The following is a 15771-nucleotide window of genomic DNA, read 5'->3' on the forward strand; positions in this document are numbered from 1 at the left end:
TGGTCCCATCACTGTACACGAGTGACGGCACCAAGTCCCGTACACTGTCGCCATGGCCCGATGGCAACCCCACGCATCCGAGCGACTCGTCGCCGCCGCCCTTGAGCTGTTCGAGGAACAGGGCTACGAGAAGACGACGGTGATCGAGATCGCGGAGCGTGCCGGGCTCACGAAGAGCACCTTCTTCCGGCACTTCCGGGACAAGCGGGAGGTGCTCTTCGGCGGGGGCGCGGTGGCCGGCCTGCTCGCCGACGGGATCGGCGCGGCGCCGGCCGGCGCCGGTCCTCTCGACGCCGTGGCCCATGCGCTGGACGTGATCGGAGAGCAGGTCTTCACTCCCGACCGCCGCGAATTCGGCGCCCGCAGATCGGCGGTGATCGCCGCCAACCCGGAACTGCGCGAACGCGAAGCGCTGAAGGAACTCGCCCTCACCGCGGCGATGACCGACGCGCTCAAGCGCCGCGGCTTTGCCGACCTGACCGCGCGCGTGGCCGCCGAACTGGGCGCGCTCGCCTGCACGGTCGCCTACGAGCGCTGGAGGGACGCGGCCGACCGCGGCGACTTCGGCGACATCGCCCGGCGCACTCTCCGGGAAGTGCAAGCGGCGAGCGCTTCGTGCTGAGGGCGGGACCTCGGTAGGGCGCGCCCCGCCGTCCGCGCACCCGGAGGGGCGCTCGCTCCTCACCCTCACCCTCGGCCGCGGCCGCGACGCGGGCCGTGCAGCCGTTTCCACCGCCACCACCGTCGCCTCCGGGCTCGGCGGCGGGCCGGTCGGAGCAGACGCCCGCCGGCCGGCCCGGACGAGCCCACCGCACCGTGTAGGAACCGCTGTCGGCCGTGCCCGCCGCGGACGGCTGCGGCCTCGCCGCCCCTGCGGGGCGCCCTCGGGGCTGGCGCCGCCCGCTGCCGCGCGGAGGACGCCGCCGGAGTGCGACGCCCACGGGTTGCGTGAGCCCCGGCGGCATCGCCGGCCGCCGTGCACGCGCCCGCCCGCCGCCCCGTCCTCGCCGCCGAGTTCCGTTGCACCGCCGGAAAATGGCTCCGGGAGTCCGCTCGGCCCTCGCTTCCGATAACGCTCACTTATCGGAAGCGAGGGCCCCGCGATGATTCCGTTTTCTGTTTCGTGGTTTCGTTTGCTCTTAACGTAATCATCAACGTAACAACGAAAATCTCCCCGCCGGCGGCCGGGCGGACGGTCCTCCGACGCGGCACGGGACCTCGGGGCGTAGGGGGCATCCCAGCGAGACCGGCCTCGTCGACGAGCCCCGCCCCGCCCGACCTCCGACGCGCTGCCGTCGAAGTCGACCACGACACGCAGCAGCCAGGCGCGTGCGCGCGCAGCCGGCCACGATCGGCAACTGCGACGGCTAAGCAGCCCACCACAGCGTGAAGGAGGCCGTATTCCTCCCCGGCCCCGCCCCGTCGACGGGCGCAGTACCGTCAGCGAGCCCCGTCGCAGGCCGGCCGCCCGTCAGCGCCGCCGGCCGCGCCGGCGGTGCCGAACGCGACGGTCAGCGCACTGCTGGTGAGATCCCCGCCGGTCAGGGGGAAGACCACCAGGGTCGTGCCGTCATCCAGCCGACTGACACGCCCTTCGGAGAACTGAGCGGGTTCGCCCTCCTGAGCGTCCAGGTGCGTCCCCGCTGTGGAGACCTCATCGCGGGCCTTGTCGACGTAGGAGGCGGCTTCCTCGCCGCCGACTTCCTTGGCTGCGTCAAGTGTCCCGTTCGTCGCCGCGAGCCTTTTCACGGCCGCCTGGGATGGAGGGGATGACGCACTTCCGCTGGCGCCCTCCAAGCGGACGCGGGAATAGAGTTATACCGGTGTCCCACAGGTGCTTGGCCGCATCGCTACCACCCGCGCTGCCCCGGGAAGCGCGCCTGCGGGCCACATGATGCCCTGACCAGGTCGTTTGGCGTCAAGGTTTGCGGCTGAACCGGTCGCGCAGCCTGGTGCGCAGGACGTCGGCGCCGGGCGGTGCCCCGGATGTCACCTGGAAGTCCGGAGCGTCACGCCGGCGGCCGGGCGAGTTTGGCGGCCACGGCGTCGAGGACCCACTCCAGACCGGTCGCGAATGACTCCTCGGCCTCCACCTCCGCGCCGTCGTACACGGCCTTGGACAGCGCCGGGAAGCGGCCCGTGGCCAGCATTTTCCTCAGGTGCGGGCCGGAGGCGCGCTGCCATTCGCGCTTGGACAGGCCCGTGGCGCGCTCGGCCCGCAGGTTCGCGATCTCGCGCCTGATCGCGCCGGTGGAGTAGGCGCTGACGGTCTCCACGGCGTGGCGGACGGTGTCGAGGTCGGTGAGGCCGTCGAGGGCGGCCAGCGTGGCCTCGGTCACGGCAAGCGCGTTGGGGCCCAGGGTCGGACGTCCGCCGAGCAGGTCGGCCAGCCATTCGTGGCGAAGTGCGGCCTGCCTGGTGCGGTGGGCGCGGATGCGCAGCACCTCCCGCCAGTCAGCGGGCTGCTCCTCGGGGAGGATTTCGGCGTGGACCTCGTCCACCATGAGGTCGAACAGCTCCTCCTTGGTGGAGATGTATCCGTACAGCCGCATCGGGCCGGCGTCCAGCCGGGCGGCGACCTTGCGCAGCGATACCGCCTCCAGTCCGCCCTCGTCGGCCAGCGCGATGGCGGCGGCAACGATTCGCCTCCGGTCGAGCGGCGCGGGGCGAGGCGGCGGCTCGGGCCGGTCCCACACAGTCATTCCTACACCGTACCGTTGCGATACATCGTGACAGGAGAATACAGTGTATCGATATGGGACACCGTATCGCCGTGGTCGGGGCCGGCCCCGCCGGGCTCACCTTCGCCCGCGTCCTGCACCGCCGTGACCACCCCGTCACGGTCCTCGAACGCGATCCCGCCCCCGACGCCCGTCCCCCGGGCGGCGCGTTGGACCTGCACCAAGGACTCGGCCAGCTCGCTCTGGAGAAGGCGGGGCTGCTGGCGCAGTTCCAGGCACTGTCGCGTCCCGAGGGACAGGCCATGCGCATCCTCGACGCGGACGGAACCGTCCTCCGCGACTGGCACCCCCGTCCGGGCGAGAGGGCCAATCCCGAGATCGACCGCGGGCAGCTCCGTGGCCTGCTACTCGGCCCATTGGACGTGCAGTGGGGGCGGGGCGTGACGGAGGTGGTGCCGCAGACCCGGGGCGGCGTGCTGGTCCGTTCCGCGGACGGGCGCCAGGAGACGTTCGACCTCCTGATCGGCGCGGACGGCGCCCGGTCCCGCGTCCGCCCGGCGATCTCGTCCGCGGCGCCGCACTACACCGGCGTCACCTTGGTCGAGACCTCCCTGGACGACGTCGACACCCGCCACCCCGACCTGGCCCGGCTGGTCGGCGCGGGTTCCATGGCCGTCTACGGCGTGAACCGCGCCCTCGTCGCCCAGCGCAACAGCGGTGGCCACCTCAAGGTCTACGCCCAGTTCCGCGCGCCGCTGGACCGGCACGCGAACCCGGACCCGTCCGACGCCGAGGCCGTGCGATCACGCCTGCTGGCCCTGTTCGACGGCTGGGCCGCTCCCGTCCTCGACCTCCTCCGCCGCGGCACCGCCTTCGTCCACCGCCCCCTCCACGTCCTGCCCGTGTCCCACACCTGGGCCCACGTCCCCGGGGTGACGCTTCTGGGCGACGCCGCCCACCTGATGCCCCCCTTGGGGGCGGGCGCGAACCTCGCGATGCTGGAAGGCGCCGAACTCGCCGAGTCCGTCGCCGCCGCCACCGGTCCTGGAGATCTGGACGACGCCGTCCGCGCCTTCGAGGAACAGATGTGGGCGCGGGCCGCCACGTGGGCGGAGATCACGACGGCCGGGCTGGAGCGCCTCGTGAGCCCGGACCCCGCCGAAGCCCTCGCCCTCTTCGACGAGGTCCAGCCATCCTGACTGCCGCGCGCGAGCACCGCCGCCCGCGGCTCGCGACGGCCTCGTGAACGAGCACAGCGGTGCCGCGGTCTACCGGTACCCCGGTCAGGTGTGTCGCCTGAGCTGATCCAGGCCGTGCGCGGCATCGCCGAAGAGGAGGTCCAGCACCTCCCGGCTGTGCTGATTGCCCGCACCGGCGGCGGCGATCGTCTGCACGGCCGGATAGCCCCGCAGGCCGACCTCGGTCGGCCGTCCGGCGGAGATGATCGTGTAGACCTCGCGGATCGGGTAGGTGTGCACAGCTTTGATCTGCCGGGCGAGTCCGTCGGCGCCCGAGCCGGCCAGGAGTTCGCCGAGGACGTTCTCATTGCGCACCGCCAGTTCGATCCAGCCGAGATAGGTCTCGTCGCTCGGCCATCGGTGCGCCACGCCGGGCGAGCGCATCGCCGATTGCTCGTAGGGGGGAAGCGGCTCGACGCGCAACCGCTGGACGTCGCGGTGTTCGCTCCACGGGTGCGCCACGTGCTCGATGAGGTAGCGGTGGAACTCCTCGGGCGAGGCGTGCGTCCGTGGAACGAAGCAGAGCACGAAGGCGGGCATCGGCGGAGGGCCCTGCATGGCGGGATCGTTGATCCGGTCGATGAGCGTGCGGCCCCTGGTGGCGGGTGACAGAAGCGCACCGATGCGGCCGATGAAGTTGCGCGCGTCGTTGGGGATGGCCTCCTTCGGGAGCGGATGGTTGCCGAATGCGGCCAGGTCGGCCTCGGACAGGAAGAGCCCGTGCGGTATGCCCTGCGGCTGGGCCACGCCGGGGCCGTCGAACGACAGGCCCTGGACCGCCGGCCAGAGGTCGGGCCGGTTGGCGTCCAGGCGCAGCTGCCGGTACTGCCACAGGCCGGCCACGCGCGCGAACATGAACCCGTGCACGTCGCGCCAGTAGTCCTCGCACACGTCCTGCGGGAGATCGCCGCGCCACCAGCAGAAGGACGTCACGGCCGGCCCGGCGGCGTTCTCAAGAGCGGCCGTGTCCACCGCTTCGGACGATGATCCGGTATCCACGGGTCGAGTCTGCCATCACGACGTCCGCCGGCGACATCGACAAGACGCCGCCCGGCCCGCCGCGCGTGCGCCACCGGCGTCTACCTGCCTTCCCGTGCTCCCGGGAGGCGAGCGGTCCGCGCCCCGGCGCCGACCGCTCCCAGATCAGCGCGCCGCACCGCGAACTTCTCGACCAGGTGCTCGACAAGTGGTCGCTTCAGGTCCTCGACTCGCTGTGCGAGCAGCCCTCGCGCTCAACGAGCTGCGCCGGGCGATCCCCGTCGTGACGCAGAAGTCGCTCACGGCGACGCTGCGGCGCCTGGAGCGCAACGGGATGGTCGACGTGTCGTCACGAGCTGCGCCGGGCGATCCCCGTCGTGACGCAGAAGTCGCTCACGGCGACGCTGCGGCGCCTGGAGCGCAACGGGATGGTCGAGCGTGTCGTCACGAGCACGCGCCCGCTCGCCGTGGAGTACCGCATCACGCCGCTCGGCACCTCGCTCCAGGAGCTCATCGACGCGCTGCTGCGCTGGACCACCGCCACCATGTCCGATGTCGAGCGCGCACGCGCGCGCTTCGACGACGAGGCGTAGCCGGGCGGCGCTGCCGTTCCGCGGCCGCCGAAGCGGCAGTGCGACGGCGCCGCGCGGGTCTCAGGCGGCGGGCTTCTCCCAGACCGAGACGTGCTCGGTGCTCTCGTGGGTGAAGGGCTCCTGCGACCATCCCGACCAGCGCTCGGCCAGGCGCAGCCCGGCCATCCGCGCCATCAGGTCCAGTTCGGCGGGCCAGACGTAGCGGAAGGGGATCGAGCGGCAGCTCCCGTGCCCGTCGTCGGAGACCTCGACGTAGTTGGAGCTCATGGACTGGGTGGCGGTGTCGTAGACGTCGAAGGCCAACCGCGCGGGCCGGGTGGCGAAGTGCACGACGTTCTGGCCGGGCGGGAGCAGGCGCAGGCCCGGAACGCCCGCCTCCACCACGAAGCGGCCGCCGGGTTCGAGGTGCTCGGCGGCGTTGGCGAAGCAGTCCACCTGCGCGTCCTGGCTGGTGAGGTTCATGATCGTGTTGAAGACCAGGTAGACCAGCGAGTAGCGCCCGGGCGCGCGGGCGGTGGCGAAGTCGCCGATGGTCACACCGATGGCCTCGGAGCCCGGCTTGGCGCGCAGGCGCGCCACCATCGCCTCCGACAGGTCGATGCCGTGGACCGCCACGCCGCGCCGTGCCAGCGGAAGGGCGATGCGCCCGGTGCCGATTCCCAGTTCCAGCGCCGCTTTCCCGGCGGCCAGCCGGTGCAGCACATCCGCCGTGGCCTCGACGGCGCGGGGCTGGAACATCGCGTCCGAAGGGTCGTCGTAGGCCGCCGCGACGTCCTCGCCGAAGTGGTCCGCGTGTTCGTGCATCGCACGAGGTTAGCCCGCTCCCCCCGCCGGCCGCCTCCGGTTTTTCCGGTCCGGCCGGGTTCCCGGCGCTGTTGCCCGCACCGGTCGGCGGGCGTAGCGTGCTGCGCGGTGCACCGCCCTGGTCGGCGGAGAACCGTCGGATCCGACAGGAAGGGACGTGTGCATGTCCGCCTTTTCCCCCGGCGCCCTCGCGCGCCTGCGCCGCGCCGTCTTCGCCCGCCACAGCAACCCGTGGAGCGCGTGGTCGCGGTGGGCGAGCGCCCCGCTGATCCTGGTACCGGTCTGGACCCGCAGCTGGAAGCACGCCGCGCTGGTCGCGGGATGGATGGCGCTCAACCCGGTGCTGTTTCCCGAGCCGGCCGACGACAGCGCGTGGGCGACGCGGGCGATGCTCGGTGAAGAGCGCTGGATCACCGAGCGCCCGCGTGATGCCGCGGTGGCGGTGCAGGCCGCGACCTCGGTCGCGAGCACGCTCGCCGTGGTCGCCGCCTACCGCCGCCGCCCGGTCGGCGCGGCTGCGGCCATGGCGGCGATGATGGGGCTGACGATGGTCTACTGGGAGCAGATGGCCCGCTACTACGACCGCCGCGCCGCCGACACCGACGCTTACGACGACACGGACGAGGACTGACCCGTCCGGCCCGGAGCGCGCGGTCCGGGCCGCCGCCGAGCGCGGCGGCCCTCAACGGCCGGGCGTGTTCCGGACCGCTGCCCCGGGGCAGCCCGGCGCCGCGGCGCCGCTGCGGCAACGCCGCACCGCGCCGGACGGTTGCCCAACGGCGGCGGGGCGCCTTCCTCGGCACGCCCCGCCGCAGCGCGGGTCGTCGCGGTCTCAGCCCCGGCGCGACTCGATGGCCTCGATGATGCGGGGGCGCAGCTCCGCGGCGTCGATGACCGCGTCGACCGAGCCCATCTCGACCGCGCGGCGGATGTTGTGCACGCGGTCGAACTCCGCGGCCACCTCGCCGAGCTTCTCCGCGCGCACCGCCGAGCGCAGCTCGTCGAGCTCGGCGGTCAGCGCCGCGCGGTCGGCGCCGGCGGCGGCCGCCACCCGTGCCTCCAGGCCGGTCACCCGCGCGTCGGCGGCGGTGCGGGAGTCGACCTCGCCGGAGAACACCACTGCGGCGGCCGGTGCGCCGCCCAGCACCGAGGCGAAGGAGCCTTCCACCGCGAGCACCGTCATGTCCGGGTTCAGCGCCTTGGAGAACACCACGAAAGCGCCGCCGTGGTAGCGCGAGATCACGCAGAACACGATGGGCCCGCGGAAGTTCACGATGGCGCGGCCGATCTCGGCGCCGTACTCCAGCTGCAGCTTGCGCATCGACTCGGGCGAGCCGTCGAAGCCCGACAGGTTGGCCAGTACCACCAGCGGCCGGTTGCCGCTGGCCGCGTTGATCGCCCGCGCCGCCTTCTTCGACGACCGCGGGAACAGGGTGCCCGCGGTGTAGGTGTCGGGGCCGTCCGTGGGCGGGAACCCGCGCCGCTGCACCGACCGCGACTCGATGCCCAGCAGGCACACCGGCATGCCGCCCAGGTGCGCGTCCTGCACCGCCGCGGTCTCGGCGTCGGCCATGCTCGCCCAGCGCTCCAGCACGGGGTGGTCCTGGTCGGAGACGGCGCGCATCACGGTGCGGATGTCGAAGGGCTTCTTGCGCTCGGGGTTGGCCTCGGCGGAGAAGATCTCGCCGACCGTGGTGAAGTCGCTGCCCTCCACGGCGTGCGGGAAGTCGCAGACGTCGCGGTCGGCGGGGTCGGTGGTGGCGGCCCGCCGCGGCGCCTGCTCGCCGGGGGCGATGTAGGTGTGGTCGTAGTGGCGCATGAGGATGTCGCGCGCACCGGTGAGGTCGGGCGCCCAGTACTGGGCCTGGCCGTTGGGGCCCATCACCCGGTCGTAGCCGCCGATGCCGAAGTTGTCCTCGGCCGAGACGCCGCCGGAGAAGTCCAGCGACTGCTTGCCGGTGAGCACCATCGCCGAGTCCGGCGTCATGACCAGGATGCCCTTGGTGTGCATGAGCATCGTCGCCTCGGCGTTCCAGTACGGCTGCGCGCCGACGTTGATGCCGGCGACCACGATGTTGATCTCGCCGCCGTCCTGGGTGAACTCCACGATGCGCTTGAGCGCCGCGGCCACCCAGTCCATGTTCTCGGTGCCCGACTCCATGGAGATGCGGGCGCCGGCCGAGAGCGCGTACCACTCCAGCGGCACGCCCGTGCGCTCGGCCAGGTCCAGCGCGGCGATCACGCGGCGGCACTCCGGCTCCGACAGCGCGCCCAGCGCCTTGGTCGGGTCGCCCAGCAGCACCACGCGTTTCACGCCGTCGGGGTGTCGGCGCGTGGGTGTGGTGACCACGCCCGCGACGATCGCGGCGGTGTTGCGCCCCTTGGGCCGGTCGACGGGCACCAGCGCGCCGGCGTCGTCGAGGTCGTGCTCGGTGAAGTCGCCGAGCAGGCCGGTCAGCTCGTAGGGGTAGACGGTGTTGCGGCGGCCGGCGCGCAGCACCTTCTGCCGGTAGTCGTCGAGGGGCTCGATCGGCGCGGTGGGCGGCGGCCCCACGGTCAGGTCGGTGCCGCCGGCGGCGTCGAAGGTGATGCGCACGCTGATCTTGGTCGGCTCGCCGGTGTCCCTGTCGCGCTGGCGCGCGATGACCAGGATCTCCTCCAGGCCGGCGCCGGCGGTGGTGGGCAGCACGCGGTCGGCGATGGTCTGCAGCTCCGAGCGGGTGATCTCGCTGGTCGGCCAGACGTAGACCACGATCCGGTTGGTGTTGAAGCGCTTCTTGGCGGGCCGGCGCGACTGGGCGCGGCGGATCGAGTCGAGGCAGGCGGCGACGGCGTCCTCGGCCGTGGGCAGCGCGACCAGGCGCCCGTCCTGCTCACGCAGCTCGGTCAGGTCGCGCACCTGGGCGAACGCGGCGAGGCGTTCGTCGGAGGGGGTGTCGCGCGCGACGCACTGGAAGAGGTAGACCTCCTCGTCGGAGGACGGCAGGCGGGTGAGGTCGAAGTTGCTCAGCCGCTCCATCTGCATGCGCTGGGCGATGTAGGGGTGCAGGCCGCGGATGAGGCGGTCCTCGGCCATGCCGCCGCCCGCGGGGCGGAAGGTGAAGTGGTGGTGCATCACCGCGCCGCTGCGGCCGGCGACCGTGGCGGTGAGCCTGCGCACCTGCTCGGGCAGCGGGTGGGCGGCGATGACCTCGGCCAGGGCGGCGGCCATGGCCTCGGAGTCGGCGGGCTGGTTCTCCCAGGCGAGGTAGACGTCGGCGTCGAGGGACCCGGCGTCCTCGGCCGTTCGGGCGAGCCCGCGCAGCGCGCCGCCCAGCTCCTCGAAGGACACGGCCGCGGAGGCGACGGCGGACTCGGCGCGCTGGGCGACGACGAAGGTGCAGTCCGCGGTGCGGCTGGTGCGCACGTTCGACAGGCCCTTGTTGCCGTAGTAGCGGCGGGTCAGCACCTCCAGCATGACCGTGTTGTCCCGGTCGTTGCGCAGCAGCCGCCGGCCGAGCAGCCGCACCAGCGGCTCGGTGCTGCGCACCATCTCGGCGATGCGCTCGTCGCGGTCGGGGGCGTCGGGGTGGGCGTCCAGGTGGCGCAGGTGCTTGCGGACGCCGGCGTAGACGCGGGCGCGGTTGCGGCGCAGCAGCGGCTGGCCGAACCAGGCGAAGACCACGCCGCGCGCGAGGTCGGCGACGGCGGGGAAGCGGACCTGGGTGGCCGCGACCAGCCGTTCCAGGGCCAGCCCGGCGGGCTCGCGCAGCGCCTCGTCGGGCGGCGGCTCCTGCAGCCAGGTGCGCAGCAGCGCCGCGACGGCCGCGGCGTCGGCGGAGGCCCGCTGCTGGGCGAGGAAGATGCGGAACACCGCGGCTTCCAGGTGCGGGGTGCGCTCCAGGTCGGCGACACCGTAGTGGCTCAGCGCCGTGGCCAGCTTGGCCTGGAACGACTCGGGCAGCCCAGCCCGCTCGACGTCGAGGCTCTGCAGGTAGGTGTGGAAGTACTCGCGGGGGCTGTGCACGCGGGTGTCGCCGCCGCCGTCCTCGCCCGCGGTGCGGTTGCGGCTCAGCTCGGCCAGGTCGGCGAACACCTCGACCAGCCGCAGCTCCTCGCCCAGGACGCGGTGGCCCTCGGCGGCGGCCGCGCGGCGCGCGGCGAGGTAGTGGTCGAGGACCCGCGCCTCGTCGTGCGGGTCGACGTCGAAGCCCAGCAGCAGGCCGCGCAGGTCCTCGCGGCCGCGCACGAGGCGCTGTGCTGCGGGGACGTCGGCGGCGGCCTCGGGCAGGTCCAGCTCGGCCGAGGCCGCGGCCGCGGGGTTTTCGGCCTCGCCGCCGAGCGGCTCCAGCCGCAGCAGGGCCGCGCCGGTCTCGACCTGGCTGCCGACGGAGACGACGCACTCCTTCAGCCGCGCCTTGAACGGCGCCCGCAGCACCGTCTCCATCTTCATGCTCTCCAGCACGAGCACGGGCGCGCCCGCCTCGACCTCGGCGCCGGCCTCCAGCGGCGTGGCGACCACCAGCGCGGGGGCGGGCGAGCGCACGACGCCGCCCTCGTCGCGGCTCACGCGGTGGGTGACGCCGTCGACCTCGACCAGGTGGGTGGGCCCGTGGGTGCCGGTGAGCAGCCGGTAGCGGGCGCCGTTGACGACGATGTGGCCGGTGTGGCTGTCGAAGCGGTCGAGTTCGACGTCGGCGGTGCGCGCGTCGCCGCCGCTCTCGATGCCGACGCGGAACCGGTGGGCGCCCACCCGCGCCACGCGCACCCGGTAGCCGGCACCGCGGAGTTTGAGGTCGAGCGGGCGGCCGCTCTCGTGGCGCACCTGGGGGCGCCCGCCGAAGGCGGTGGAGAGAAGGCGCTGGCGTTCGACGCGCTCCTCCTCCTCGTAGGCCTCGACGGCGGCGGCGGCCAGCGCGACGCCGGAGTGGCGGTGCGAGACGAGCCCGCCCTCGCTGCGGACGCGGTCGATCCAGCCGGTGTCGGCGGTGGCGTCGATCACCTCGGGGCGGTCGAGCAGGTCCAGGACGAAGCTCTTGTTGGTGGCGCCGCCCTCGATGACCACGACGGTCTCGGTCATGGCCCGGCGCAGCCGGCCCAGTGCCTCGTCGCGGTCGCGGCCGTAGGCGATGACCTTGGCGATCATCGAGTCGAAGTCGGTGGGGATGGTGTCGCCCTCGCTGACGCCGGTGTCCACGCGGATCCCGGGTCCGGCGGGCAGGTCCAGGCGGGCGATGCGGCCCGGGCAGGGCGCGAAGTCGCGGTCGGGGTCCTCGGCGTTGAGCCGGGCCTCGATGGCGTGGCCGCGCTCGGCGGGGGGCTCGCCGTCGAGCGTGTTGCCCGAGGCGACGTGCAGCTGGGCCTTGACCAGGTCGAAGCCGGTGGTGGACTCGGTGATGGGGTGCTCGACCTGCAGGCGGGTGTTGACCTCCAGGAACGCGAACATGCCGTCGCCGGGGTGGTAGAGGAACTCCACGGTGGCCGCGCCGCGGTAGCCCACGGCCACGGCCAGGCGCTCGGCCGAGGCCTTGAGCTCGCCCGCCTGGTCGGCGCTGAGCACGGGCGAGGCGGACTCCTCGATGACCTTCTGGTTGCGGCGCTGCACCGAGCAGTCGCGCACGCCCAGGGCCCAGGCGCTGCCCTGGCCGTCGGCGATCACCTGGACCTCGACGTGGCGGGCGCCGGTGACCAGGCGCTCCAGGAACACGACACCGCTGCCGAAGGCGCGCGCGGCCTCCTGGCTGGTGCGCTCGTAGGCGTCGGCCAGCTCGGTCTCGTCGGTGACCACGCGGATGCCGCGCCCGCCGCCGCCGGCGGCCGCCTTGAGCATCAGCGGGTAGCCGATGCGGGAGGCGGCGGCGAGGGCGTCCTCGACGCTTTCAACCGCGCCGCGGCTCCACGGGGCGACCGGGACGCCGACCTCCTCGGCGATGAGCTTCGCGCCGATCTTGTCGCCGAGCTTGCGCATCGCCTCGGCGCTGGGCCCGACGAAGGTGACGCCGACCTTCTCGCACAGCTCGGCGAAGGCCGGGTCCTCGGCGACGAAGCCCCAGCCCACCCATGCGGCGTCGGCGCCGGTCTCGACCAGCGCGCGCTCCAGCACGGCCTGGTCGAGGTAGGGGCGCGCCGCTGCGGGGCCGATCTCGTAGGTCAGGTCGGCTTCGCGGACGAAGGCCGCGGTGCGGTCGACGTCGGTGTGCAGCGCCACGGTCTCGATCCGGGCCCCCGTCTCGGCGGCCAGGTCCCGGACGGCGTGGATGAGCCGCATGGCGGCCTCACCGCGGTTGACGATGGCGACACGACTGAACACCGAAAGAGCCCTTCCCTAGAACGACAGATGGACGAAACGACGACGCGTGGAGCGGGGGGATGGCGGCCGCAACTCTCAACCCTGCCTTCTACCGGCCGGTAGTGCCATGTCGCAGCCAACGGAGGCATCCCGGCCGGTGTTGTGGGAATCGTGCAAAACCCTCCGCCTTCGGGTCGGCGAAGAGTGCGGGAGTTCACAGTCGTCGGCCCGCCCGCCCTGCCCGCCGCGGCGGGGGTCAGGCGGCGTCGAGGATGCGGTAGAGCTGGATCTGGCCGTAGACGGCGAAGTCGCCGTCGGCGGTCCGGACCAGCCGGACGGGGCGCCAGCCGGTCGCGGTGATGAAGGAGAAGTCCACGGCCGTGCGCTCCACGGTCTGCACGCTGACCTGGTGGCTGCCCTCGGCGAAGTAGCCGCGGGCGATCCGGGTGAGGGTGTCGCGGAGGCCGTCTGCGGGCACGGTGCGCATGCCGGCGCAGCCCCAGGCCTGCCGGATGCGGTCGTAGCCGCGCCGCCGCTGTGCGTCCGACAGGGCCGGCAGCCGCTCGGCCGCCCGCACGGCCTCGGCCACCTGTGCGGCGATTCGCGGCCGGCGGGCTCCGGCCTGGGCGGCCAGCTGGGCGTAGGCGGCCGCTCCGTCGCCGTACAGGTCGTCGCACACCAGGAAGTCGCATTTCCTGCAGTGGATCTGCGTCGGTTCGAACGGCCGCGAGATGCTGCGGCTCGCGCTGACGCTGTGAACCGCGGTGAACGACGCCTTCTCCCTGAACAACCGCGGCGATCCGCAGTTCTGGCACTGGTGCGGTACGGCCGCGGGCACCGCCGGTTCGGAGGGGCCCGGCCGGGCGAACAGCCGCCGGAGGGACTTCATCGCGAGGGACTCTCCATTCTTCGGTGGACCGCTCCCGAAAGCGCGCGGTGCGCCGGGCCTTGCGGTTTCGACCGCGCGCGCCTGCGGGCCGGGATCGGAGGGCGGCGCCCGGGGCGGGTTAGGGGCGGCGGTGGACGCTGACGGCGTAGCCGCCGCCGGTGTAGGCGTCGCCGTCCCAGGTGGCGTGCCGGCTGAGCGGTTCGAGTCCGGCGCCGACGCACCAGGTGTCGTAGTGGGCGAGCGTCACCGTGGCCTCGGCTAGGGGCAGGTGGTCGGCGTCGAGGCCGAAACCGGCGACGAGCAGCCCGCCGGGCCGCAGGAGCGACGCCAGCGCCGACACCACCGCGGGCTCGGTTCCGGGCGCCAGCAGCGGGACGACGTTGCCCGCCGCCACCGCCATGTCGAACCCGGGCTCCAGCCCCAGGTCGGCCACCTCCACCAGGTCGGCTTCGCACCAGGCCATCTCCGGCGCGCGGCGGCGCGCCTGGGCCAGCATGGAGGCGTCGGCGTCCACGCCCGTGCAGGAGTGCCCCAGTTCGGCGAGGCGGATGGCGACCCGGCCGGTGCCGCAGCCGGCGTCCAGCACGCGCGAGCCCGGCGCCAGCAGCCCGGCGCAGAAGTGCGCCTCGCCGTGCACGTCGGTCCCCGACTCGGCCAACGCCGCGAACCGCGCGGCATAGCGCTCCCCCGCCTCGCCTCCGGTGAGCTCGCTCCACCGGTTCCCGCGTTCGTCCACCACCGCGCCGCCTTCCTGCCGGAGAGTCCCGCTCCGACGGTATCGGGCGCCCGCCGACACATCCGCCGCGCCGGTGCTAACGGGTCAGCATCACCAGGTTGCCGTCCGGGTCGCCGATCCAGGCGATGCGCTCGCCCCACGGGGTCTCGGCCGGTTCGGCGACCGCCTCGAACCCGTCGGCGCGCGCACGGGCGAACGCCTCGTCGACGTCGTCGACGTAGACGCACAGTTCGATCCGGTGCCCGGTCGCGGGACGCTGCGCACGTCCGTGCCAGGGCTGCGCGGAGACCGGGCCGAGCCCGATCTCGGACTCGCCGAGTGCCAGGGCCACGAACTGGGGCGGGCCCTCCTCGGGGAACCGGTAGGTCTCCACGCCGCCGAGCAGTTCGCGGTAGAACGCCAGCGACCGCTCGAGGTCGCCGCAGGACAGCATCGGAAAGAGCTTGTTCGCCACGCCTTGAGTCTGGCACTCGCCGGGCGGCGGTGGCGAGGGACGCCGCGGCGGAATGCCGGATCGCGCTCGCCTGCCTGAAGGAGTCGCCGCCGCACCCCGCCCGCCGGCCGCGGACCGCTCCCCCTGCCGCCTCGGCCTGCTCCGTCAGCGCCTGCCCGTGGGTGCGCTCGCACAGCCGACGCCGGCGTCGGCCGCGCCGCTCACCTCCGCCGTCTCCTGCGTGCCGGTCGCGGCGAGCGCGCCGAGCAGGTGGAGCTCCTCGGCGGCTTCGGTGGGCGGCTTCGGTTCCCGGGGCGGCGGTGGAGACGACGCCGTGGTGGGCACCGCCCGGGACCTCCAGGACGCCGGAGTCGAGCTTCCGCGCCGAGGGAGGCGCGTCGCGGCGGATCGCGGCGGCGGCACGCGCGCACGCGCGGGCGGGGAAGGCACTCAGGACCTCCGAGCGGCGAGGTCGCCGCCGGAGCCCTCCTCGCCGTCCCCGTCGTCCTTCTTGGCGCGGGGACGGGCGCGCAGGTGGGCGCGCTCTCCCTGGCGGCCGAAAAGGCTGAGGATCTCGACCGGCCCGGTGTCGGCGGCGCCGAACCAGTGCGGCACCCGCGTGTCGAACTCGGCGGCCTCGCCGGGCGACAGCACCAGGTCGTGCTCGCCCAGCACGAGCCGCAGCCGCCCGTTGAGCACGTACAGCCACTCATAGCCCTCGTGGGTCTGCGGGTCGGGCGTGCGGCGCCCGTCGCCGCCCGGGAGGATCAGCTTGTAGGCCTGGATGCCCCCGGAGCGGCGTGTCAGCGGGAGCATCGTCATGCCGCCGCGGGTCAGGGGCCGCATGTGGATGCGCGGGTCGCCGGTGGGCGGGGCGTCGACGAGCTCGTCGAGCGTGACGCCGTGCGCCTGGGCCAACGGCAGCAGCAGTTCCAGGGTGGGCCGCCGGGCCCCCGACTCCAGCCGCGACAGGGTGCTCACCGAGATGCCGGTGGCCGCCGACAGCTCGGCCAGCGTGGTCTCGCGCTGCCGCCGCAGCGCGCGCAGGCGGGGGCCGACCGCGTCCATCGTCTGGTCGAAGGCGTCGCTCATACCCCCGATTTTGCCATATCTGCAAAGAGGTTTGCCGTGCGGTCGGGTGCGGACGCATG

Annotated in this window: 15 protein-coding genes; 5 read left to right on the plus strand and 10 right to left on the minus strand. The window is 73.6% G+C overall.

The genetic code is table 11. The features are described 5' to 3' along the window. Window positions 1–139 precede the first annotated feature (139 nt). The gene (locus tag ABD284_RS12915) at window positions 140–622 is read left to right on the plus strand and encodes a TetR family transcriptional regulator (RefSeq protein WP_386699698.1); all 483 of its coding nucleotides are present in this window, start codon (window positions 140–142) and stop codon (window positions 620–622) included. An 818-nt stretch (window positions 623–1440) separates the two neighbouring features. Here the strand turns inward: ABD284_RS12915 and ABD284_RS12920 are convergent. After that, on the minus strand, window positions 1441–1749 hold the full coding sequence (locus ABD284_RS12920) for a hypothetical protein (RefSeq protein WP_344143136.1): 309 nt from the start codon (window positions 1747–1749) through the stop codon (window positions 1441–1443). Between the two features lie 260 nt (window positions 1750–2009). Beyond that, window positions 2010–2702, minus strand: coding sequence for a TetR/AcrR family transcriptional regulator (locus ABD284_RS12925; RefSeq protein WP_344143137.1), 693 nt, complete (start codon window positions 2700–2702; stop codon window positions 2010–2012). A gap of 53 nt (window positions 2703–2755) precedes the next feature. Here ABD284_RS12925 and ABD284_RS12930 point away from each other — a divergent pair, with 53 nt between their 5' ends. Further along, window positions 2756–3880 (plus strand): FAD-dependent oxidoreductase, encoded by a 1125-nt coding sequence (locus tag ABD284_RS12930; RefSeq protein WP_344143138.1) that lies wholly within the window; start codon window positions 2756–2758, stop codon window positions 3878–3880. 84 nt (window positions 3881–3964) lie between these two features. Here the strand turns inward: ABD284_RS12930 and ABD284_RS12935 are convergent, their stop codons facing one another. After that, window positions 3965–4918: an ethyl tert-butyl ether degradation protein EthD gene (locus ABD284_RS12935; RefSeq protein ID WP_344143139.1), complete on the minus strand. Its 954-nt coding sequence runs from the start codon at window positions 4916–4918 to the stop codon at window positions 3965–3967. Here ABD284_RS12935 and ABD284_RS25785 point away from each other — a divergent pair. Next, the gene (locus ABD284_RS25785; RefSeq protein WP_386699697.1) at window positions 4903–5184 is read left to right on the plus strand and encodes a hypothetical protein; all 282 of its coding nucleotides are present in this window, start codon (window positions 4903–4905) and stop codon (window positions 5182–5184) included. The genes ABD284_RS12935 and ABD284_RS25785 overlap by 16 nt on opposite strands. Before the next feature lie 69 nt (window positions 5185–5253). Further along, window positions 5254–5490: a winged helix-turn-helix transcriptional regulator gene (locus ABD284_RS12945; protein WP_425573287.1), complete on the plus strand. Its 237-nt coding sequence runs from the start codon at window positions 5254–5256 to the stop codon at window positions 5488–5490. A gap of 60 nt (window positions 5491–5550) precedes the next feature. On the opposite strand, the gene ABD284_RS12950 is transcribed toward ABD284_RS12945, so the two are convergent. Continuing rightward, on the minus strand, window positions 5551–6294 hold the full coding sequence (locus ABD284_RS12950; RefSeq protein ID WP_344143140.1) for a class I SAM-dependent DNA methyltransferase: 744 nt from the start codon (window positions 6292–6294) through the stop codon (window positions 5551–5553). A 163-nt stretch (window positions 6295–6457) separates the two neighbouring features. Between ABD284_RS12950 and ABD284_RS12955 the strand changes: the two genes are divergently transcribed. Then, the gene (locus ABD284_RS12955; RefSeq protein WP_344143141.1) at window positions 6458–6925 is read left to right on the plus strand and encodes a DUF6653 family protein; all 468 of its coding nucleotides are present in this window, start codon (window positions 6458–6460) and stop codon (window positions 6923–6925) included. 201 nt (window positions 6926–7126) lie between these two features. On the opposite strand, the gene ABD284_RS12960 is transcribed toward ABD284_RS12955, so the two are convergent. The 6 genes from ABD284_RS12960 to ABD284_RS12985 form a co-directional block, all read right to left on the minus strand. Further along, window positions 7127–12583, minus strand: a complete 5457-nt coding sequence (locus ABD284_RS12960) for an ATP-binding protein (RefSeq protein WP_344143142.1) — start codon at window positions 12581–12583, stop codon at window positions 7127–7129. A gap of 235 nt (window positions 12584–12818) precedes the next feature. Then, the gene (locus tag ABD284_RS12965; protein WP_344143144.1) at window positions 12819–13451 is read right to left on the minus strand and encodes a hypothetical protein; all 633 of its coding nucleotides are present in this window, start codon (window positions 13449–13451) and stop codon (window positions 12819–12821) included. Window positions 13452–13569: 118 nt separating this feature from the next. After that, on the minus strand, window positions 13570–14187 hold the full coding sequence (locus ABD284_RS12970) for a class I SAM-dependent methyltransferase (protein ID WP_344143146.1): 618 nt from the start codon (window positions 14185–14187) through the stop codon (window positions 13570–13572). Window positions 14188–14263: 76 nt separating this feature from the next. Beyond that, a complete protein-coding gene (locus ABD284_RS12975; protein ID WP_344143148.1) occupies window positions 14264–14641 on the minus strand; it encodes a VOC family protein in 378 nt (125 codons plus the stop codon). A gap of 144 nt (window positions 14642–14785) precedes the next feature. Continuing rightward, window positions 14786–14965: a hypothetical protein gene (locus ABD284_RS12980; protein ID WP_344143149.1), complete on the minus strand. Its 180-nt coding sequence runs from the start codon at window positions 14963–14965 to the stop codon at window positions 14786–14788. Window positions 14966–15070: 105 nt separating this feature from the next. Beyond that, window positions 15071–15712 carry a helix-turn-helix domain-containing protein gene (locus ABD284_RS12985; RefSeq protein ID WP_344143151.1) on the minus strand — a complete coding sequence of 214 codons (642 nt, stop codon included), beginning with the start codon at window positions 15710–15712 and terminating at the stop codon, window positions 15071–15073. Window positions 15713–15771: the final 59 nt, after the last annotated feature.

It is taken from the genome of Streptomonospora arabica, from assembly GCF_039531585.1.
Lineage (GTDB): Bacteria > Actinomycetota > Actinomycetes > Streptosporangiales > Streptosporangiaceae > Streptomonospora > Streptomonospora halophila.

What these genes read in the sequence shown, in the direction of transcription:
- ABD284_RS12925 (WP_344143137.1), bottom strand. Translation starts at nt 2,702, where the DNA reads ATGACTGTGTGGGACCGGCCCGAGCCGCCGCCTCGCCCCGCGCCGCTC.
- ABD284_RS12985 (WP_344143151.1), bottom strand. Translation starts at nt 15,712, where the DNA reads ATGAGCGACGCCTTCGACCAGACGATGGACGCGGTCGGCCCCCGCCTG.
- ABD284_RS12955 (WP_344143141.1), top strand. Translation starts at nt 6,458, where the DNA reads ATGTCCGCCTTTTCCCCCGGCGCCCTCGCGCGCCTGCGCCGCGCCGTC.
- ABD284_RS12950 (WP_344143140.1), bottom strand. Translation starts at nt 6,294, where the DNA reads ATGCACGAACACGCGGACCACTTCGGCGAGGACGTCGCGGCGGCCTAC.
- ABD284_RS12930 (WP_344143138.1), top strand. Translation starts at nt 2,756, where the DNA reads ATGGGACACCGTATCGCCGTGGTCGGGGCCGGCCCCGCCGGGCTCACC.
- ABD284_RS12965 (WP_344143144.1), bottom strand. Translation starts at nt 13,451, where the DNA reads ATGAAGTCCCTCCGGCGGCTGTTCGCCCGGCCGGGCCCCTCCGAACCG.
- ABD284_RS25785 (WP_386699697.1), top strand. Translation starts at nt 4,903, where the DNA reads ATGATCCGGTATCCACGGGTCGAGTCTGCCATCACGACGTCCGCCGGC.